Source organism: Rhodoluna sp., assembly GCF_049276775.1.
Taxonomy (GTDB): Bacteria; Actinomycetota; Actinomycetes; order Actinomycetales; family Microbacteriaceae; genus Rhodoluna.
Genome location: NZ_JBASXC010000028.1, coordinates 68888 through 87154, shown reverse-complemented (window position 1 = coordinate 87154; position 18267 = coordinate 68888). Strand labels below are relative to the sequence as shown.

Annotated in this window: 19 protein-coding genes and 2 tRNA genes; 17 read left to right on the top strand and 4 right to left on the bottom strand. The window is 51.6% G+C overall.

The features are described 5' to 3' along the window. The 7 genes from WAO31_RS02695 to WAO31_RS02665 form a co-directional block, all read left to right on the top strand. A partial coding sequence (locus tag WAO31_RS02695; protein ID WP_509589935.1) for a hypothetical protein occupies nucleotides 1-285 on the top strand: 285 nt, incomplete at its 5' end. Nucleotides 286-372: 87 nt separating this feature from the next. Further along, entirely contained in the window at nucleotides 373-636 is a 264-nt protein-coding gene (locus WAO31_RS02690; protein WP_509589932.1) for a helix-hairpin-helix domain-containing protein, read from the top strand. Between the two features lie 101 nt (nucleotides 637-737). Next, on the top strand, nucleotides 738-1766 hold the full coding sequence (locus WAO31_RS02685; protein WP_509589929.1) for a 3-isopropylmalate dehydrogenase: 1029 nt from the start codon (nucleotides 738-740) through the stop codon (nucleotides 1764-1766). 9 nt (nucleotides 1767-1775) lie between these two features. Next, entirely contained in the window at nucleotides 1776-2867 is a 1092-nt protein-coding gene (locus WAO31_RS02680) for a branched-chain amino acid aminotransferase (RefSeq protein WP_509589926.1), read from the top strand. Continuing rightward, entirely contained in the window at nucleotides 2864-3619 is a 756-nt protein-coding gene (locus WAO31_RS02675) for a fumarylacetoacetate hydrolase family protein (protein WP_509589923.1), read from the top strand. Before WAO31_RS02680 ends, WAO31_RS02675 begins: the two co-directional genes overlap by 4 nt. 66 nt (nucleotides 3620-3685) lie before the next feature. Continuing rightward, nucleotides 3686-5191 carry a glutamate--tRNA ligase gene (gltX, locus tag WAO31_RS02670; RefSeq protein WP_509589920.1) on the top strand — a complete coding sequence of 502 codons (1506 nt, stop codon included), beginning with the start codon at nucleotides 3686-3688 and terminating at the stop codon, nucleotides 5189-5191. 50 nt (nucleotides 5192-5241) lie between these two features. Beyond that, a tRNA-Gln gene (locus WAO31_RS02665) sits at nucleotides 5242-5313 on the top strand. A gap of 4 nt (nucleotides 5314-5317) precedes the next feature. Here WAO31_RS02665 and WAO31_RS02660 read toward each other — a convergent pair. After that, nucleotides 5318-5953 carry an MBL fold metallo-hydrolase gene (locus tag WAO31_RS02660; RefSeq protein WP_509589918.1) on the bottom strand — a complete coding sequence of 212 codons (636 nt, stop codon included), beginning with the start codon at nucleotides 5951-5953 and terminating at the stop codon, nucleotides 5318-5320. Nucleotides 5954-6086: 133 nt separating this feature from the next. Here WAO31_RS02660 and WAO31_RS02655 point away from each other — a divergent pair, with 133 nt between their 5' ends. Both WAO31_RS02655 and WAO31_RS02650 read left to right on the top strand, forming a co-directional pair. Further along, on the top strand, nucleotides 6087-6998 hold the full coding sequence (locus WAO31_RS02655; RefSeq protein ID WP_509589915.1) for a diacylglycerol/lipid kinase family protein: 912 nt from the start codon (nucleotides 6087-6089) through the stop codon (nucleotides 6996-6998). A gap of 42 nt (nucleotides 6999-7040) precedes the next feature. Further along, nucleotides 7041-7113 (top strand) — tRNA-Glu (locus WAO31_RS02650). Nucleotides 7114-7164: 51 nt separating this feature from the next. On the opposite strand, the gene WAO31_RS02645 is transcribed toward WAO31_RS02650, so the two are convergent. Then, entirely contained in the window at nucleotides 7165-8442 is a 1278-nt protein-coding gene (locus WAO31_RS02645; RefSeq protein WP_509589913.1) for an MFS transporter, read from the bottom strand. Nucleotides 8443-8507: 65 nt separating this feature from the next. Here WAO31_RS02645 and leuC point away from each other — a divergent pair, with 65 nt between their 5' ends. From leuC to WAO31_RS02615, 6 genes are read left to right on the top strand one after another with little or no spacing between them, the layout of a single operon-like run. After that, nucleotides 8508-9935, top strand: coding sequence for a 3-isopropylmalate dehydratase large subunit (leuC, locus tag WAO31_RS02640; RefSeq protein WP_509589911.1), 1428 nt, complete (start codon nucleotides 8508-8510; stop codon nucleotides 9933-9935). Continuing rightward, nucleotides 9936-10538: a 3-isopropylmalate dehydratase small subunit gene (leuD, locus tag WAO31_RS02635; protein ID WP_509589908.1), complete on the top strand. Its 603-nt coding sequence runs from the start codon at nucleotides 9936-9938 to the stop codon at nucleotides 10536-10538. It begins immediately after the preceding gene. A gap of 1 nt (nucleotide 10539) precedes the next feature. Then, entirely contained in the window at nucleotides 10540-11853 is a 1314-nt protein-coding gene (murA, locus tag WAO31_RS02630; RefSeq protein WP_509589906.1) for a UDP-N-acetylglucosamine 1-carboxyvinyltransferase, read from the top strand. Between the two features lie 29 nt (nucleotides 11854-11882). Then, nucleotides 11883-12656 carry a lysophospholipid acyltransferase family protein gene (locus tag WAO31_RS02625; protein WP_509589904.1) on the top strand — a complete coding sequence of 258 codons (774 nt, stop codon included), beginning with the start codon at nucleotides 11883-11885 and terminating at the stop codon, nucleotides 12654-12656. Continuing rightward, complete coding sequence (locus WAO31_RS02620) at nucleotides 12653-13651, top strand: NAD(P)H-dependent glycerol-3-phosphate dehydrogenase (protein ID WP_509589901.1); 999 nt, start codon at nucleotides 12653-12655, stop codon at nucleotides 13649-13651. Before WAO31_RS02625 ends, WAO31_RS02620 begins: the two co-directional genes overlap by 4 nt. Beyond that, nucleotides 13651-14733 (top strand): D-alanine--D-alanine ligase family protein, encoded by a 1083-nt coding sequence (locus WAO31_RS02615; RefSeq protein WP_509589899.1) that lies wholly within the window; start codon nucleotides 13651-13653, stop codon nucleotides 14731-14733. Before WAO31_RS02620 ends, WAO31_RS02615 begins: the two co-directional genes overlap by 1 nt. On the opposite strand, the gene WAO31_RS02610 is transcribed toward WAO31_RS02615, so the two are convergent. Continuing rightward, on the bottom strand, nucleotides 14730-15188 hold the full coding sequence (locus tag WAO31_RS02610; protein ID WP_509589896.1) for a DUF3515 family protein: 459 nt from the start codon (nucleotides 15186-15188) through the stop codon (nucleotides 14730-14732). The genes WAO31_RS02615 and WAO31_RS02610 overlap by 4 nt on opposite strands. 24 nt (nucleotides 15189-15212) lie before the next feature. On the opposite strand from WAO31_RS02610, the gene WAO31_RS02605 reads away from it, so the two are divergent. Beyond that, nucleotides 15213-16187: a thiamine-phosphate kinase gene (locus tag WAO31_RS02605; protein ID WP_509589894.1), complete on the top strand. Its 975-nt coding sequence runs from the start codon at nucleotides 15213-15215 to the stop codon at nucleotides 16185-16187. Nucleotides 16188-16194: 7 nt separating this feature from the next. On the opposite strand, the gene dapD is transcribed toward WAO31_RS02605, so the two are convergent. Beyond that, nucleotides 16195-17136, bottom strand: coding sequence for a 2,3,4,5-tetrahydropyridine-2,6-dicarboxylate N-succinyltransferase (gene dapD / locus WAO31_RS02600; protein ID WP_509589891.1), 942 nt, complete (start codon nucleotides 17134-17136; stop codon nucleotides 16195-16197). Nucleotides 17137-17176: 40 nt separating this feature from the next. Here dapD and dapE point away from each other — a divergent pair, with 40 nt between their 5' ends. Further along, nucleotides 17177-18253, top strand: coding sequence for a succinyl-diaminopimelate desuccinylase (gene dapE, locus WAO31_RS02595; RefSeq protein ID WP_509589888.1), 1077 nt, complete (start codon nucleotides 17177-17179; stop codon nucleotides 18251-18253). Nucleotides 18254-18267: the final 14 nt, after the last annotated feature.

Here is an 18267-nt window from a genome sequence, read left to right as displayed (position 1 = left end):
TCTTTTCAGGGACCTATTCGCAATTTATGTATACTGGGCCGCATGAGCGAATGGAACTACACGAAATGCAGTAAGCCTTTCGAATCGGAAGCGGATGCGGTTGATTACATGAAATCAAAAGACTTGGCTGGCCTCGTATTAAAAAGAGACATCGGCTATTCGGCGGTATGCCCAACCTATCCTGATGGTTTCTACCCGGATGCCATTTTGATTTCAGAAATTGAGAATTCAAAGGCAGAGCTCGACAAATCCCGTAAGTCACTGCCTGCGACCAACTGTTGCTGACTAACCTTTAGAACTAATCTCCAAGTCCACCAAAAGGTAACAGTGGTTTGCAAAGTCCTCCGCTAATGGCTCCATAGACTTACTGGTATGGCAAAGCCTTCTAAGAACCCGAAGCCACTTGCCCCGAGCCCCGAAGACCCCGCTAGCTACGACGCCTTCGACACTCACTGGCGAGCCATTGGACTTTCGGCGCCGGCTAGGAGAGCCTTAGTTGATGCCAAGCTCTATAAGGTCTCGGACCTTAGAAAACTGACCGAGTCAGAGCTCTCAACTCTCGGGGGATTGAGTAAGTCAGCGGTTGCCCGGCTCAAAGTGATTATGCACGGCAAGAGAATCTCTTTTAGGCCCTGATTCTTTGGGGCCCAGTACAAGCCAGTAAAGTTGAGGTTCTGCCTCTTTATAGGGTGTATTGGTAGCTGTATAAGAGGTATCAAGAGTTTTTGGAGAAGTAATTGGCTAAGACCGTGAAGCTGGGGGTAATCCCAGGAGATGGCATCGGACCTGAGGTCACGATTCACGCCGTTCGCGCCCTGGAGCTTGCAGCTCCAGATGTTACCTTCATAAAGACCGAGTATGACTTTGGCGCTAAGCGCTATAACGCAACCGGTGAGGCACTAACCGAGGCTGATCTAGAGGACCTAGCTAAAGAAGATGTTCTTTTGCTTGGGGCTATTGGAGACCCAAGCGTTCCATCTGGGATTTTGGAGCGAGGATTCTTGCTGAAGCTACGCTTTGGCTTTGATCACTTCGTGAACCTGCGTCCAACAAAGCTCCTTCCGGGTGTTATGTCTCCTTTGGCTAACCCCGGAGAAATCGACTTTGTTGTGGTTCGTGAGGGCACCGAAGGTCTATACCTTGGTCAAGGCGAGGTCACCAACAAAGGAACTGCTGAAGAAACTGCAACCGAGTACTCGATCAACACAGCCTCAGGCGTTGAGCGGATTATTCGCTACGCCTTTGAGTTAGCTTCCACCCGCGCTCGCAAGAAGCTGACCCTGGTTCACAAACACAACGTTTTGGTTAGGGCCGGAAGCCTGTATCAGGACACCGTGAACCGGGTTGCCAAGGAATACCCCGGGGTTTCCCACGATTACCTGCATATTGACGCAGCGACCATATTTATGGTCACCGACCCTGCTCGCTTTGATGTGATTGTGACCGATAATCTATTTGGAGACATCATTACTGACCTGGCCGCCGCCATAAGCGGCGGCATCGGGTTAGCTGCAAGTGGAAACATAAACCCAACGGGGAAGTTCCCATCGATGTTTGAGCCGGTACACGGATCCGCTCCCGATATTGCAGGCCAAAACAAGGCCAACCCAACCGCAGCCATTCAATCGGCTGCAATGCTTGCCCGTCACATCGGGGAAGTCGAAGCTGCTGACCGGCTAGAAGCCGCAATAGCAACTGCACTGGCCAATGGTCAGTCGGGTAAATCAACCACTGAGATTGCTGACGCAATCTTCGAGAATCTTTAGAGGAAAATCATGAGCTTGAGCTTTAAGGTCACCAGGAATCAGAATCCGCTTCCTGATGCCGAGCGCGAGGCGATTATCGCCAACCCGACTTTTGGAACACACTTCACCGACCACCAGGTGGTTGTGGTGTGGGAAAAAGACAAGGGCTGGCACTCGGCTGAAGTGATTCCTTACGGCCCCATTCTGATGGACCCGTCCAACGCCGTGCTGCACTACGGACAGGAAATCTTTGAGGGAATCAAGGGCTACCGCCACGACGACGGATCAATCTGGACCTTTAGACCAAAGATGAACGCCGAGCGCATTCGAAGAAGCGCTAAGCGCATGGCCCTGCCTGAGCTTCCTGAGGAAATCTTCATTGAATCCCTGAAGCAGCTAATTGCGGTTGACGGTGCTTGGGTTCCAAAGCCAGAAAACGAAAAGACTTTGTACTTTAGACCTTTTGAGATAGCTTCCGAGAACTTCCTAGGTGTTCGCGCGGCTCACCGCGCGGAGTACCGGGTTATTGCATCTCCAGTTGGACCCTATTTCACCGGCGGAGTAAAGCCGGTATCGATCTGGATTGCTTTGGACTCAGCTCGCGCCGGTAAGCACGGCACCGGTGAAGCCAAGACCGGTGGCAACTACGCAGCTTCTTTGCTGGCTCAAGACGAGGGCTACTCCAACGGCTGCTCGCAGGTTATGTTCTTGGATGCTGAGAGTGCAACATACATTGAAGAGCTTGGCGGCATGAACCTGTTTTTTGTCTATAAAGACGGTCACGTTGTGACACCGGAACTGGATGGAACAATCCTTCGCGGTATCACTAGGGATTCGATCATTACTTTGTTGACCGATCGGGGCCACGAGGTTCAGCAAAGAAAAGTAACCCTCGATGAGATCCGCAAGGGATTCTCCTCGGGGGAAATCACCGAGATCTTTGCTTGTGGAACTGCTGCAGTTATAACACCGGTTGGATTACTAAAATCTCGCGAAGAAGAAATCGGCTCTGCAGATACTGAGCCTGGGCGACTGACTGTTTCGCTTCGTGAGGAGCTAACCGGCATTCAGTATGGCCGGCTAGAAGATAAGCACGGCTGGATGCACAGGCTCTCCGCGTGAAGGTAGCAAGATTCTCAAATGGTGCTGAACCCAGGTACGGAATAGTCGATGGGCCTGAACTTGTCGTTCTAAAAGGTCACCCGCTGGCGGTTGGCTTTGACACCACAGGGGAGCGTATTCCGCTAAAGGAAGTAAAGCTTTTGGCTCCGACGATTCCATCAAAGGTAATCTGCATCGGTAAAAACTTTGCTGAGCACGCTGCCGAAATTGGGGAAGACATAACTATTGAACCGCTGATCTTCTTCAAGCCCTCGAGCTCGATAATTGGTCACGGAGACGCAATTGTTTTGCCGCCGCAGTCTAGCCAGGTTGAGCTGGAGGCTGAGCTAACCGTGGTGATTGGAAAACTTGCCAAGAATGTTTCTGAGAAAGACGCCCTGGACTATGTCTTTGGATACACCATCGCTAATGATGTGACTGCAAGAGATCTTCAGTTCACAGATGGCCAGTGGGCCAGGTCCAAAGCGTTTGATACCTTTTGCCCACTGGGCCCCTGGATTGAAACCGAGTTTCTACCCGAAGAACAAGTGGTTGAATCGCGCATCAATGGAGAGGTAAAGCAGCACTCCTCGATAACAAAGATGACTCACAACATTCGAACGATCGTTTCTCACACTTCAAAGAACATGACTCTACTGCCCGGGGACATCATCCTGACCGGCTCTCCGGCTGGAATCAGCGTGATTAGCTCGGGAGATTTGGTTGAGTGCGAAGTTGAGGGCATTGGCACTCTTGCAAACACCGTGGCCTAGGTATTTTTTTGGCCTGTGCACAAAGATCGCTTCAGTGTCTCAATCGCCTTCTAGACTTATCTCATAATGACAAGCCAAATCACAGCTCCTTTCTCAACCGCGACCGGTAAAGATGTTCGGGTGCGCTTTTGCCCGAGCCCAACTGGAACTCCGCACGTTGGTTTGGTTCGAACAGCACTTTTTAACTGGGCCTACGCCCGTCACACCGGTGGAACCTTTATCTTCCGTATCGAAGATACCGACCAGGAAAGAGACTCCGAGGAAAGCTACCAGCAGATCATCGAGGCTCTGAATTGGCTGGGGCTGGACTGGGACGAAGGTATTGACGTTGGTGGACCTAACGAACCGTATCGCCAGTCGCAGCGGATGGAAATTTACAAAGAGGCAATAGACAAGCTCAAAGCCGCAGGACACCTATATGAAAGCTTCCTAACCGGAGAAGAAATCGATGCCAGGAACGAAGCTGCTGGGCGAGCTAAACAGATTGGATACGACAATTCAGAGCGTGATTTAGATCAAGCCCAGAAAGATAAGTACTTGGCTGAAGGAAGAACGCCAGCACTTAGGCTTCGGGTGCCGGATTCCGAGATTAGCTTTACCGACCTAGTTCGAGGAGAGATTACCTTTCCGGCCGCTTCTTTTCCAGACTTTGTTGTGGTTCGCCCAAACGGTCAGCCGCTCTACACACTTGTAAACCCAGTCGATGATGCCCTGATGGGAGTAACCCACGTGCTTCGGGGCGAAGACTTACTTTCTTCAACCCCGCGCCAAATCGCGCTCTATAACGCGATGGTTCAAGCTGGAATTACAACCTTTATTCCACAGTTCGGTCACCTGCCTTACGTGATGGGAGAGGGCAATAAGAAGCTTTCAAAGCGTGACCCGGAGAGCAATCTATTTCACCACCGCGACCGCGGCTTTATCCCTGAGGGACTCCTGAACTATCTAGCCCTTCTGGGCTGGGGACTAAGCGCAGATCAGGACATCTTCTCGCTTGAGGAGATGGCCAAGGCGTTTGATGTCAAGGATGTGAACCCAAACCCCGCAAGGTTTGATCTGAAAAAAGCGGACTCGATCAACGCAAGCCACATCAGGACGCTTTCCCTTGAAGATTTCACGAAGCGGCTAATTCCATACCTGCAAAAAGATGCAGTTTTGTCCTCTCCAGTAAAACCTGAGGAGCTTGAGATTCTTACCAAGGCAGCGCCCCTCATTCAAGAACGAATCACCGTGCTCGGGGAAGCAACCGGCATGCTGAGCTTTTTGTTTGTTGATTCTTCCAAGATTGAAATCCAAGACGATGCCAAGAAGGGTCTTCCTGAAAACGCCAAGGAAATCGCAAGGGCATCAATTGCCGCACTGACCGCAGTGGATGATTTCTCTACAGAGACAATTCAAACTTTGCTCAACAAGGTTCTAATTGAAGAGATGGGCGAAAAGCCAAAGAATGCATTCGGACCGCTTCGCACAGCGATCTCGGGCCGGCGAGTTTCACCGCCGCTATTTGAGTCGATGGAAATTCTGGGTAAAGCGCAAACGCTGGCTCGACTAGAGCTGTTTGCCGGTAGCTAGCCGAAGAAGCTAAGATTGGAGGCTGGACCAAGGTCCAGCAAAAAATACCTTGGGGTATGGTGTAATTGGCAACACGGATGATTCTGGTTCATTTGTTCTTGGTTCGAGTCCAGGTACCCCAGCAAGTTAGATTTCTAGGCTGTCGCCATCCAATAGATATGTAAAGCTCCCACCGTTTTCCTCCGTGACCTGTTTCACGCGGGCATTATTTAGATCGTGGCCCCGCTCAGAGAGTAGGGAATTGTGGGTTGCGAAGCTTTTTTCTGGTCTAACCGCTGCAATGAAATCCATTACGTCGCCGATTTTGAGCCAGGGTGCGCTGGTTGGGCAAGCTAAGACCTTGACCTTTTTTTCCGGAGTTGTGTAGCTATCTCCTGGGTAATAAAGAGTGTCGTTGACCATGACCGCGGTGTTTTGAATCAGGGGGATGGATTTGTGAATTATCTGGTGCATATCCCCAAAGAATTCAAAGCTAAAGCCCTCAACTTCGTAGAAATCACCGTGATACACAGTTGTGACCGGAAGTGAGGAAAGTTTGCCTGCCACCTCGCTAGTCCCAAAAATCTTCATGCCTGGGTTATGTGCCAGCAGGCCGGCAGCTTGTGTCTCGAAGCAGTGATCGTCGTGGGCGTGGGTTATTACCAGGGCCACTACATCTTTGGTCGCTGAGACGTCTTCGGTAAAAAAGCCGGGGTCGATGAAAGCCTTTTTACCTAGATGTTCAAGTTCTAGGCAGGCGTGAGAGTGTTTTGTTAGCTTCATGGCTTAAAGTCTAGCTAGTGGTAAAAACCAAGACTTCGACACCGTCTTTCACAACAAGACCGAGCCGATAACTCGGTGCTATTGTTCCAAGAAATGAGCGAGGGGCAAAATTGCCCCAAGGAGAAGTAAGGTTTTGTCTTTGAGACTCGGGGTTGCAGTGAATCCTGTTGCCGGTGGCGGCAGGGGGAACGGTGTTGGCGAAGAGGTCCTAAAACTTCTGGAAGCGACTGGCCACCAGGTCATCAACCTTTCTGCTGAGAGCATGATTTCAGCACGGGATCGAATTGAAAACGCAATTTATCGCGGAGCGATAGATGCCGTCGTTCTTGTTGGTGGCGACGGTATGGCACACCTCGGGGCTAATGTTTGTGCCGGGAAGAACATTCCGATGGCCCTGATTCCCGCCGGAACCGGAAACGATGCGGCCGCAGTATTTGGAATGCCAATAGCTGACACCGGAGCCTGTGTTGAGTTGATCTTAGAAAACCTGTCAACCCATAAGTCAATTGACGCCATAAAGATCACTCACGGAATCAAATCCACCTGGGCCATAGGCTCAGCGTCAGCTGGTTTTGATGCCCTGGCTGCTGCCAGGGCTAATTCAATCAGTTGGCCTAAGGGTCCGATGCGTTATTACGTGGCTATGTTGCTTGAACTTGCCAAGTTCAAGCCAATCAAATATCAGAGCGTAATTGATGGCAATTCACGGGATTTTGAAGCAATGCTGTGCGTGGTTAGTAACACCGGAGTCTTCGGTGGAGGAATGCTAATTGTTCCAGATGCTTCATTAACGGATGGATTGCTAGATGTGATTTTAGTGAAGAAAATGAGCCGGCTGAAGTTTGTTGCCATCTTCCCCAAGGTCTATAAAGGAACCCACGTGACCGATAAAGATGTTGAGATTCTAAGAGCAACAAACATTTCAATTACCGCAAGTGGTATGCCTATCTACTCAGACGGTGAATACGTTGGTCAAGCGCCGTTTTATGCAGAGGTTGTGCCCGGAGCGTTGAAGGTAATTGCCCCCGCCATCAAAGGGGTCTAGTTAGTCATTGGTAGGTGTGGCATAATGGCAAGGTTGCTATACGGCCCCATCGTTTAGCGGCCTAGGACACTGCCCTCTCACGGCAGCGGCGCGGGTTCGAATCCCGCTGGGGTCACAAAATTCGCTCTCGATGACAAAATCTCGGGAGCGAATTTCTCTTTAAGGTTTATTCGTGGACTGGAAGATTTTCGATACTTACGGTCTTTGCTAGCTGTGCTCGGTAGTTTGCCACCAGCATCGAAGAAATCACGATAACAGTCACCGGCACCAAGGCAATCAGGTTCAAGCCGGTAAATAGGAATAGCGCAACAAAGGTTCCAGCGATTGCTCCACCGATTGCTCCCGATAGGTTCATCAGGGAATCGCTGAGGCCCTGAACATTTGTCTTTTGATCAACCGGAACGCTAACTGCTAAGAGTGCCGATCCAGAAACTGTTGCGGCTGACCAGCCGAGCCCGAGAAGAAACAGGCCAAAGGTGACCAAGTGCTGCTCCTCGGAGCCCAGGCCTGCGATAAGCAGTGCTGCTACAAAAATAAGCTGGCCGGTCAATACGGTTTTGACCGGGCCTATTTTGTCGCTCAGGATTCCAAACAGCGGGGCAAAGGCATACATGCCCAAGATGTGTAGCGAGATAACAAAGCCCACCACTGTCAAAGAGCCTCCGTGGCTTGTGACGTGAACCGGAGTCATACTCATGACAGAAACCATGACCATGTGGGATAGAGAGATGGTGATCATCGCGTAGGCGGCAACCGGGTACTTTTTGAGGGTCGAAAAAGCGCTTGCCAGCGAGACTTTGGGCTTGGTCTGAAGGCTATCGGCTGCAATTTGCTTGGCAACCAATAATGGGTCGGGCCTTAGGCCAAACCAAAACACTGTCGTTGCCATCACCTGGGCTGCGATTGTGAAAACGAAAGGCCCGGTAAGTTCTGGGAGACCAAGGAATCTTCCGACTATTTCACCCGGGCCAAAAAGATTCGGTCCGGTGACTGCTCCGATTGTGGTCGCCCAAACAACAAGAGACAGATCCTTGCCAACTTTTTTACCGGTTGGAATATCGGTTGCCGCAAACCGAGCCTGCAGTCCGGCTGCTGAACCGGCACCCAGGAGAAAAAGAGAAACAAGAAGCAGTGGAAAAAATCTAATTTCGGCAGCAACTATCACAAGGGTTGCACCCGAGATGGCAAGCGATGCTCCGAGAGCAAGAGCTATTCTTCTGCCTCTTGCGAATGCGAGCCTAGCAAGCGGTATAGCCCATACTGCTGCTCCGAGAGTGGAAAATGTGGCAGCAGCACCGGACCACGCAACGGTTCCAGACAGGTCTGCTGCTAAGAGTGCTCCAATAGAGAGTGTTGATCCGAGGCCGAAGCCTCCAAGTATTTGGCCCAGGGCTAGGGTTCTAACCGTTCTTTTCTGCAGGAATTCAAGGCCTAAATCATTCACCTGCCCAATCTACTCCTTGATTGGTAAACTATAGATTCAGCAAATTTGAGGTGTCAAAAAAGCTAATGTCGACAAAATCTAAGCCACTAACACTGGCTGAAAAACTCTGGGCCAGCCACTTGGTAGCCGAGGGTAAAGACGGCGCACCCGACCTTTTGTACATTGATCTTCACCTAGTTCACGAGGTAACCAGCCCTCAGGCCTTCGATGGTCTTCGCCTCGCTGGTCGTAAAGTTCGTCGGCCGGATCTAACTATCGCTACCGAAGATCACAACACTCCGACCATCAACATCGATAAGCCAATTGCTGACCTAACCTCAAGAACCCAGATCGAGGCACTGCGTAAAAACGCTGCCGAGTTTGGTATTCGACTTCATTCACTGGGAGACAAAAACCAGGGCATTGTTCACGTGGTTGGTCCACAGCTTGGTCTCACCATGCCTGGCATCACTGTGGTGTGTGGCGATTCACACACCTCGACCCACGGAGCCTTCGGGGCCCTGGCAATGGGCATTGGAACCAGTGAAGTTGAGCACGTGCTTGCAACCCAGACCCTGCCGCTGAAATCTTTCAAGACCATGGCCATAAACGTTGAGGGAACGCTGCGCCCGGGGGTCACCGCCAAGGACATCATCTTGGCCGTAATCGCCAAGATCTCAACCGGCGGAGGCCAGGGCTATGTTTTGGAATACCGCGGAAGCGCTATTCGCTCGCTTTCTATGGAAGGCCGTATGACGATTTGCAACATGTCGATTGAGGCAGGAGCTCGGGCCGGAATGGTTGCACCGGATGAGATCACCTTCGCTTACCTGAAGGATCGTCCGCACGCCCCTCAGGGCGAGGACTGGGATAAGGCCCTCGAGTACTGGAAGACACTTCCAACCGATGAGGGAGCGGTGTTTGACGCCGAGGTATTTTTAGACGCCGACCAGCTTGACCCGTTTGTCACCTGGGGTACTAACCCCGGTCAAGGTGTTTCACTTCTGGACTCTGTTCCAGACCCGGCGGATATAGAGGATCCAAACGAGCGAGCTGCTGCCGAGCGAGCTTTGGAATATATGGATCTCAAAGCCGGAACTCCGATGAAGGAAATTGCAGTACAAACCGTTTTCCTAGGTTCTTGCACCAATTCCCGTATCGAAGATCTCCGTGCGGCGGCTGCGATCATCAAGGGCCAGAAAAAAGCCGAGGGTGTTCGCATGATGGTCGTTCCTGGTTCTCAGAAGGTTCGCCTGCAGGCAGAGCAAGAGGGTATCGACAAGATATTCAAGGAGTTCGGTGCCGAGTGGAGATTTGCAGGATGTTCGATGTGTTTGGGTATGAACCCAGATCAGCTGGCCGTTGGCGAGCGGGCCGCATCGACTTCAAACAGAAACTTTGAAGGACGCCAGGGTAAGGGTGCAAGAACCCACCTTGTGTCACCTCTGGTTGCAGCCGCTACCGCAATTCGTGGAACGCTGTCTTCTCCAGCCGATCTGGAGGTTTTGGTCTAAGTGGAAAAAGTAGAGAAGTTTTCTGGAGTTGCCGTTCCACTCAAGCGCTCCAACGTAGACACCGATCAGATCATTCCAGCCGTTTATCTAAAGCGAATTACCAAGACCGGTTTCGAAGATGCGCTATTTGCATCTTGGAAGCAGGACCCGGAATTTGTTTTGAACCAGCCGGTTTTCGCAAACGGCGAGGTGCTAATTGCGGGACCTGATTTTGGAACTGGCTCATCGAGAGAGCACGCCGTCTGGGCACTCAAAGACTGGGGCTTCAAGGCTGTCTTCTCGGCCAAGTTTGCGGATATCTTTCGCGGCAACTCAGGAAAGCAGGGATTCATAACCGGAGTTATCACCGAGGAAGAAACAAAAGCCTTTTGGGATTTGATTGATTCCAATCCTGGAGTGTCGGCAACGGTGGATTTACCAAACCAGACCGTTTCTATTGGCGAGCTAACGGCCAGTTTTGAAATTGACCCGTACACGAAGTGGCGATTGATGGAGGGCCTAGACGACATCGGTCTTACTCTCCGTGATGAACCAGCCATCACCGCCTTTGAATCAAGCCGTGAGTCCTGGAGACCTAAGACCCTTCCAGCCAAGGGGATCTAGTTTGAGTCAGATTGTAGTAAACGGCGGAAAGCCGCTAGTTGGTCGCGTGGACCTCAAGGGTGCAAAAAACCTTGTCACTAAGGCGATGGTTGCAGCCCTTCTGGCGGATAGCCCCTCTATCTTGAAGGACGTCCCAAAGATCAGTGACGTCGAGGTTGTATCGAGACTTCTCGAACTGCATGGCGTAACAATTGATTTTGATGACTCTGGTGTCATGCAGTTGGACCCCAGGGGAGTTAAGCAAGCCCGAATGGTAGACATCGACGCCCACGCAGGATCTTCCAGAATTCCAATTTTGTTTTGTGGACCGCTGCTTCATCAGCTCGGGGAAGCCTTTATCCCGGACCTGGGCGGCTGTCACATCGGAGACCGTCCGGTTGATTTTCACCTCGATGTTCTTCGAAACTTCGGGGCAATCATTGAAAAAAGCCCGAACGGCACCAGGCTAAGCGCCCCGAACGGCCTGCACGGAGCCAAGGTTACACTTCCCTATCCGAGCGTTGGAGCCACCGAGCAGGTGCTACTCACCTCGGTTAGAGCTCGCGGAATCACCGAGCTATCGGGTGCGGCAATTGAACCAGAGATCATGGACCTCATCGCCATCTTACAAAAAATGGGCGCAATCATCTCGGTTGACACCGATCGAGTTATTCGCATTGAGGGAGTTGAATCTCTAAAGGGCTATACCCACCGAGCCTTATTTGATCGCAACGAAGCAGCCTCTTGGGCCGCGGCAGCGCTAACCACCAAGGGAAACATTTTTGTTGGCGGCGCCAAGCAACTTGAAATGACAACTTTTCTAAACGTCTTTAGAAAAGTTGGCGGAGCCTTTGACATAGAAGATGACGGCATACGCTTTTACCAACAAGGTGAAGATCTTCACCCGGTGGTAATTGAGACCGATGTCCACCCTGGATTTATGACCGACTGGCAGCAGCCCTTAGTCGTTGCACTTACCCAGGCCAAGGGTCTATCAATTGTGCACGAGACTGTTTATGAAAACCGTTTTGGTTTCACCGATGCTCTTGTGAAGATGGGCGCACAGATTCAGATTTACCGTGAGTGCTTGGGCGGGAACCCTTGCCGCTTCGGTCAGAGAAACTTCTATCACTCGGCGGTTATCTCGGGAGCTACCCCTTTGACCGGTGCTGACATCGAGGTTCCGGATCTGCGCGGTGGCTTTAGCCACATGGTGGCAGCTCTTGCCGCCAAGGGTGTGTCGAACGTGGGGAATGTCCAGTTGATTTCCAGGGGCTACGAGCACTTCCTGGACAAGCTAGGTAATCTCGGGGCCGACTTTAGCTATTCTGAGTAGTCATGGCTAGCCAACCAAAAGCAATTCCGATGCCAAAAATCACCTCCAGGGAGATGACCTTGGCGGTTCGGATAGTTGCTGGAATTCTCGCTCCGCTTGTGCGTTTGCTATTCAAGGTTGAAGTCCAGGGTCTAGAAAAACTTCCAAAGTCTGGCGCTTACATTCTTGCCCCGAATCATGCCACGAACATCGATGCCCTAGCAGTTGCCTACTTTATTTACATCAAGACCAAAAGAGCCCCGCACTTTTTGACCAAGGAAAGATTGTTCCGTATTCCCCTTGTTGGACCAATACTTTTGGCCGCAGGTCAGATACCGGTTTTTAGAACCGGTGGTCAAAGAAACGATGACTCGCTTCGAGTGGCTCACGCCTATCTTCAGGCTGGGCACTCGGTCTGTGTGTTTCCGGAAGGAACCCTAACTCGCGATCCAGATTCTTGGCCGATGCGCGGTAAGACTGGAGCGGTGAGACTCGCGTTGGATAGCGGTGTCCCGGTTTACCCGGTCGGACAGTGGGGAAGCGAGAAGATCATGGCTCGGTACTCCAGTAAGTTTCGCCCAGGCTTCTGGAAGAAAGTTTCGTTTCTAGTCGGAGATGAGATTGACTTGAATCAGTTCCGGAAACCAAACCCACAGCCATCGGAAGTTTTAGAGGCAACCGAAGTTGTAATGAACGCCATCACCAAATTAGTTGAGCAGCTAAGGGGAGAAAAGGCGCCAGCGCTTCGCTGGGATCCGGTAGCAGCAGGCCAGGCAACAACTGGAAACTTCATAAAAAAAGCCAAGAAGGGCGAAATCAATTGAGCAAGGTTGCGGTAATCGGGGCGGGAAGCTGGGGAACAACCTTCGCCAAAGTTCTAGCCGATGGCGGATCAGAGGTTTCGCTTTGGGCAAGAAGAGCCGAGCTCGCAGATGAAATCAATCTGTCCCACCGAAATGGTGACTACTTACCGGGTGTGAACCTACCAGTAGGAATAACTGCCTCAGCCGACATCACTGAAGTCTTACAAGGCGCAACTCAGGTTTATCTCTCTGTTCCATCGCAGTCACTTCGGGCAAACCTTGCAGATTGGGGTCACCTCATCCCTAAGGATGCAATGGTTGTTTCTCTGATGAAGGGTGTCGAAAAAGATACTGGCCTTCGCATGAGCCAGGTAATTGCTGAAGCCGGAATCGACCCAGAAAAAATCGTTGTGGTGTCGGGTCCAAACCTGGCCCTCGAGATTGCCGATGAGCAGCCCGCGGCATCGGTTGCCGCCTCCAGTTCACTTGAATCCGCAAAGCTGGTCGCAGCTGCCTCGAGCAACTCATACTTCACGACTTTTACTAACACCGATGTGATTGGCACCGAGTTCGGCGGAATCTTAAAGAACTTGATTGCCGTTGCAATCGGTATTGTCAACGGTGTTGGCTACGGTCAAAACACCAAGGCCTCAATCATGACCCGTGGGGTCTCTGAGATTTCCAGATTTGCGGTGGCCTTCGGGGCAAAGCCAAAGACAATGGTCGGTCTTGCTGGTCTCGGTGACCTGATTGCCACCAGTGAGTCACCGCTTTCTAGAAACCATAAGGCCGGAGAAATGCTCGGCAAGGGCTACTCGAAACGTGAAGTCCTAGCAAGGCTTTCCCAGACTGCCGAGGGTCTGGCATCGGTTTCCACAATCCTCGAGCTTGCTCGCGACAAGGGCATCAGCATGCCAATTGTTGAGCAGGTGGAGCTTGTGATTGAGGGCAAGATGAGTCCCAAGGACATCGCTCCTCACCTAACCCACGAGACCGAAGAGCCCCAGGGCGAGTAATGAGCAAGAAAATACGTGTCGCAGTTTTGCTGGGTGGAAAATCCAACGAGCACTCGATTTCTGTAGCTTCCGCCGGCGGAGTGATGGGCGCGCTTGACACTACAAAGTTTGAATTGCTTCCAATTGGAATCACGAAAAAGGGCGAGTTTGTTCCATTCGATGAGGACCCAAAGAAGCTTGGCTTATCCGAGGGCCTTCAAGAAGTAAATTTCACCGGCGAGACAATCAGCTTTAGCCAAGATGGCTCCAGGGAGATTTTTCTAACCGATGCCAAGGGCGACAAATCAAGCCTTGGAAAAGTTGATGTTGTGTTTCCGGTGCTTCACGGACCCTTTGGTGAAGATGGGACTATTCAGGGATTTTTAGAGCTCGCCGGAATTCCTTACGTCGGGAACGGTGTCTTGGCTTCAGCTGTTGCCATGGATAAGCAGTTCAGCAAAACCCTGTTTATTGCCGCCGGTCTCAAAACTCCGGATTTTAGAGTCGTGACTGCAAAGCAGATGGTGAACGACCCAGAGTCCTCCCTTGAGGCATTGAAAGAGCTAAAGCTCCCGGTGTTTGTAAAGCCCGCCAGAGCCGGTTCGTCAGTTGGAATCACCAAGATTAAAAACTTTGATGATCTCGCCGGAGCCGTCGCCGATGCCCTTGATCACGACGACAAGGTGATTGTTGAAGTTGGGGTTTCCGGCAGAGAGATAGAGTGCGGAGTTCTAGAGGGGCGAACCGATGAGCTAGAGAGAGTCTCAATCGCCGGTGAAATCACAGTGACCGGTCGAGAGTTTTACGACTTCGAGGCAAAGTACTTAGATTCTGACTCCGCCAAGCTGACCTGTCCGGCGGAACTATCCGAGCAAGAGCTTGCCGAGATGCAAAGCCTTGCGGTTAGAGCCTTTAGGGCCTTGGGCTGCGCGGGGCTTGCCAGAGTCGACATGTTCTTGACCAAGGATGGCTTTTTGCTGAACGAGATCAACACCATGCCGGGCTTCACTTCGATTTCGATGTTCCCGCGCTGCTGGGCGGAGTCCGGAATGGACTTTCGAGAACTGGTTTCTGAACTTATTGAGCTGGCGTTAGAAAACTAATTCGTTATTTCGGTGCAGCGCTTTGTTGGCTCTAGCACACCAACTGCTCCAGCGAGTTGTTCAAGAACCGTGACTCCCGCAACCTTGTTTGAATCAACGATTACTTCGGTGGCTGGAAAACGGGCGTAGCTTATAAACCTAAAGGTCGGGGCACTTGAGTTATCGATTAGCCAATCGATGTCCGATGCGCTGACGCAGGGAAGCGGTGAGACCTCAACGGGCTCTAAACCGCAGCGCAAGATAACCGCTACCGGTTCTCCCCAAGCGGCGGTGGACTGAGCGTTCACGGTTCTCTTTGGCTGATCGGCGAGGGTGTCTGGGAGCCTGACAATGACTTCTGCACACTCCGGATTGTTAGCATCGGCCGCAGGGTCCAGCACTACGGTTGGAGCACAGCCAGTCAAAAAGGCGAGGCTAAGAGCCGCCGAGGTAAGCAGGAAGTGTTTTTTTCTCATCAAAAATAAGGCTACCTTTGATTTGTGGATGATAAGACCCTGGCAGAGCTTGGCGAAATAGAGAGCCTGAAGCGAACCGTCGCAAGGCTAAAGTCTGCAGAGGCAGCACTGGTTGGATCGGGCGATGACGCTGCGGTGGTTAGCGCCACGGACTCTTTCCTGGTTTCCACCGACACCCTGGTTGAAAATCATGATTTCAAACTCGAGTGGTCGACCGGTTTTGATTTGGGTTTCAAATCGGTCGCGTCTAATTTGGCTGACATAGCTGCCATGGGTGCAAAGCCAACGGTTTTGGTGGTTGCGCTGGTGGTTCCAAAAACCACCAAGATTTCTTGGTTGGAGGACTTTGCCGACGGCCTTCAAGCCGCCTGCGATGCTTTGTCACCAGGAGCGGCCGTTGTCGGGGGAGATCTAGCTTCCGGCGAGCAACTGGTGGTCTCGGTCACCGTACACGGAAGTCTCGAGGGAATGCAACCGGTGCTTCGCTCCGGTGCAAAAGCCGGTGACCTGGTTGCGGTATGTGGGCCGCTTGGAAAAGCCGCCTGCGGACTTGCCCTGCTGCAATTTGGCAAAGAGGATCTGATTCGCTCCTACGATGAATGGGTAAATGCTCAGCTTCGGCCCGAGCCTCCGATTAGTCAGGGACTAGTTGCCAACCAAGCCGGAGCTACCAGCATGCTGGATGTCTCTGACGGTTTGGGAAAAGACCTTTTTAGGATTGCTGTTTCATCGGCTGTTGCTATCGAGATAAATGGCAAGGACTTACTCGGTTTTGAAGCAATGCTAGAACTTCCCGCTCAGTCGCTGGATGTTAGTCCGAGGCAGTGGGTTCTATCTGGCGGTGAGGATCACTCGCTGCTTGCAACATTTCCAGCCTCGGCGGAAATCCCAAGATCTTTCAAGGTGATAGGAAAAGTTTTAGAGTCAGGTCAGCCAGCGGTTTTGCTGGATGGTCAACCGGCTGATTTGTCCGGTTGGGATTCTGTTCTAGGAAGCTAGAGGTTTCTTAGCGGTGCAGGTCGGAATTTAGCACCACACCGGCACCGGAACGAGAGAGCGCCTCAACTCTTCCGGTCATTGAGTTTCTTCTAAACAATAAGTTGGCAACCCCTGAAAGCTCTAGAGCCTTGAGATTTTTTTCGCCTTCGTCAGTAATGAGGGTGAGTTTGGTTCCGGCGGTCACATAAAGGCCAGCCTCAACCACGGTGTCGTCGCCGATTGAGATTCCAATGCCGGAATTTGCGCCAAGCAGCGCACGCTTTCCAATAAAGACTTTTTCTTTACCGCCGCCGGAGAGGGTTCCCATGATGGAGGCTCCGCCTCCGATGTCTGCGCCATCGTCGACGATAACTCCTTGCGAAATTCTTCCCTCGACCATGGAGGCTCCAAGTGTTCCGGCATTGAAGTTCACAAAACCCTCGTGCATCACTGTGGTTCCAGGAGACAGGTGAGCGCCCAACCTTACTCTCGAGGCATCGGCGATGCGCACCTTTTTGGGAGTGACGTAGTCAAGCAATCTTGGGAACTTATCCACCGAGTGGATTGAAACCCCTGCTCTGGTTAGTAGTGGCCTTAGTTGATCTAGATCTTCGAGGGCAATTGAGCCAATTGAGCTAAAGGCAACAATTGGCAAAGCCGGGATTAGGCCCTCTAGGTTAATTGAATTCGGCTTGACTAAAAGGTGTGACAGTAGGTGAAGTCTTAGGTAAGCATCTTCCACTGAAGATACCGGCTGAGTAAGGTCTGACTCGGTTCTAACCACTCCGGTTGTGACAAGCCTTCTCGGGTCTTCACCAACTAGTGCATCCAGCTCTTTCGGAACTACCCACAGCTCGTCGGTCACGGGGGCCGGTCCTAGCTTTGGATCTCTGAACCAAACGTCTAGAACGTTGCCTCTCTGGTCGTAGGTGGCAAGTCCGTGTCCCCAGGCGGATGAAATCTCAGTCATCCCTCAAGATTACAAGCTAGGCTCTTGAACTGTGGCGAGTATGAAACTAAATCTGTCGGGGGACGTAGCTGAGCTAACCCGCGAGCTAGTTGACATCGAGTCCGTATCGGGCAATGAAGCCCAAATCGCCGACGCCATCGAGCAAGCTCTGGCTTCTAGCCCACACCTTTCAATTACCCGCGATGGCAACGCCATCGTGGCTAAAACAAACCTGGGTTTGCCTCAGCAGGTTGTTATTGCGGGTCACATCGACACCGTGCCGGTGGCAGAAAATCTTCCCTCCAAGCTGATGTCCTTTGAACGCGAGCAGGTGATCTGGGGTCGTGGCACTGTGGATATGAAAGCCGGTTTGGCAGTGATGTTGAAGCTGGCCGACGAAATCAAAGAACCGGCCATGGACGTGGTTTGGGTGTTTTACGACCAGGAGGAGATAGAGGCCACCAAAAACGGGCTCGGTCGACTGGTTCGAAATCACCCTGAGCTAATCAAGGGCAACTTCGCTATTTTGTGTGAGCCAACCGCAGCCACCATAGAGGGTGGCTGCAATGGCACCATGAGAATCGAGCTAAGCCTTACAGGAATTAAGGCTCACTCCGCCAGACCCTGGATGGGCTCGAACGCTATTCACAAGCTCGGCGGAGCACTTCAGATCCTAAATGCCTACATGCCCGAGGAAATTGAGGTAGATGGCCTTATTTTCAGGGAAAGTCTGAACGCGGTCATGGTCCAGGGAGGTGTTGCAACAAACGTTATTCCGGATCAAGCCACTCTGACACTGAATTATCGTTTCGCACCTTCAAGAAGTGTTGAAGATGCAACGGGATACTTGAAGAAAATGTTTGCTGATTTTGATTTCAAAGTCGTTGATAGTGCGTCAGGAGCAAGACCGGGTATGAATTCACCGGAAGCTAAGGCTTTTGTTGATGCTGTGCAAGCTCCAGTCAACCCAAAATATGGATGGACAGATGTTGCAAGATTCAGTGAAATGGGCATTCCTGCAGTTAACTACGGTCCAGGAGACCCAAATAAAGCGCATGCTGACGACGAAAACGTGCCAGCTAGCCAGATATACGCCTGTGAAGCGGGATTACGAAAATTTCTTGCTCCAAATCTTTGATAAACTTGAGACCA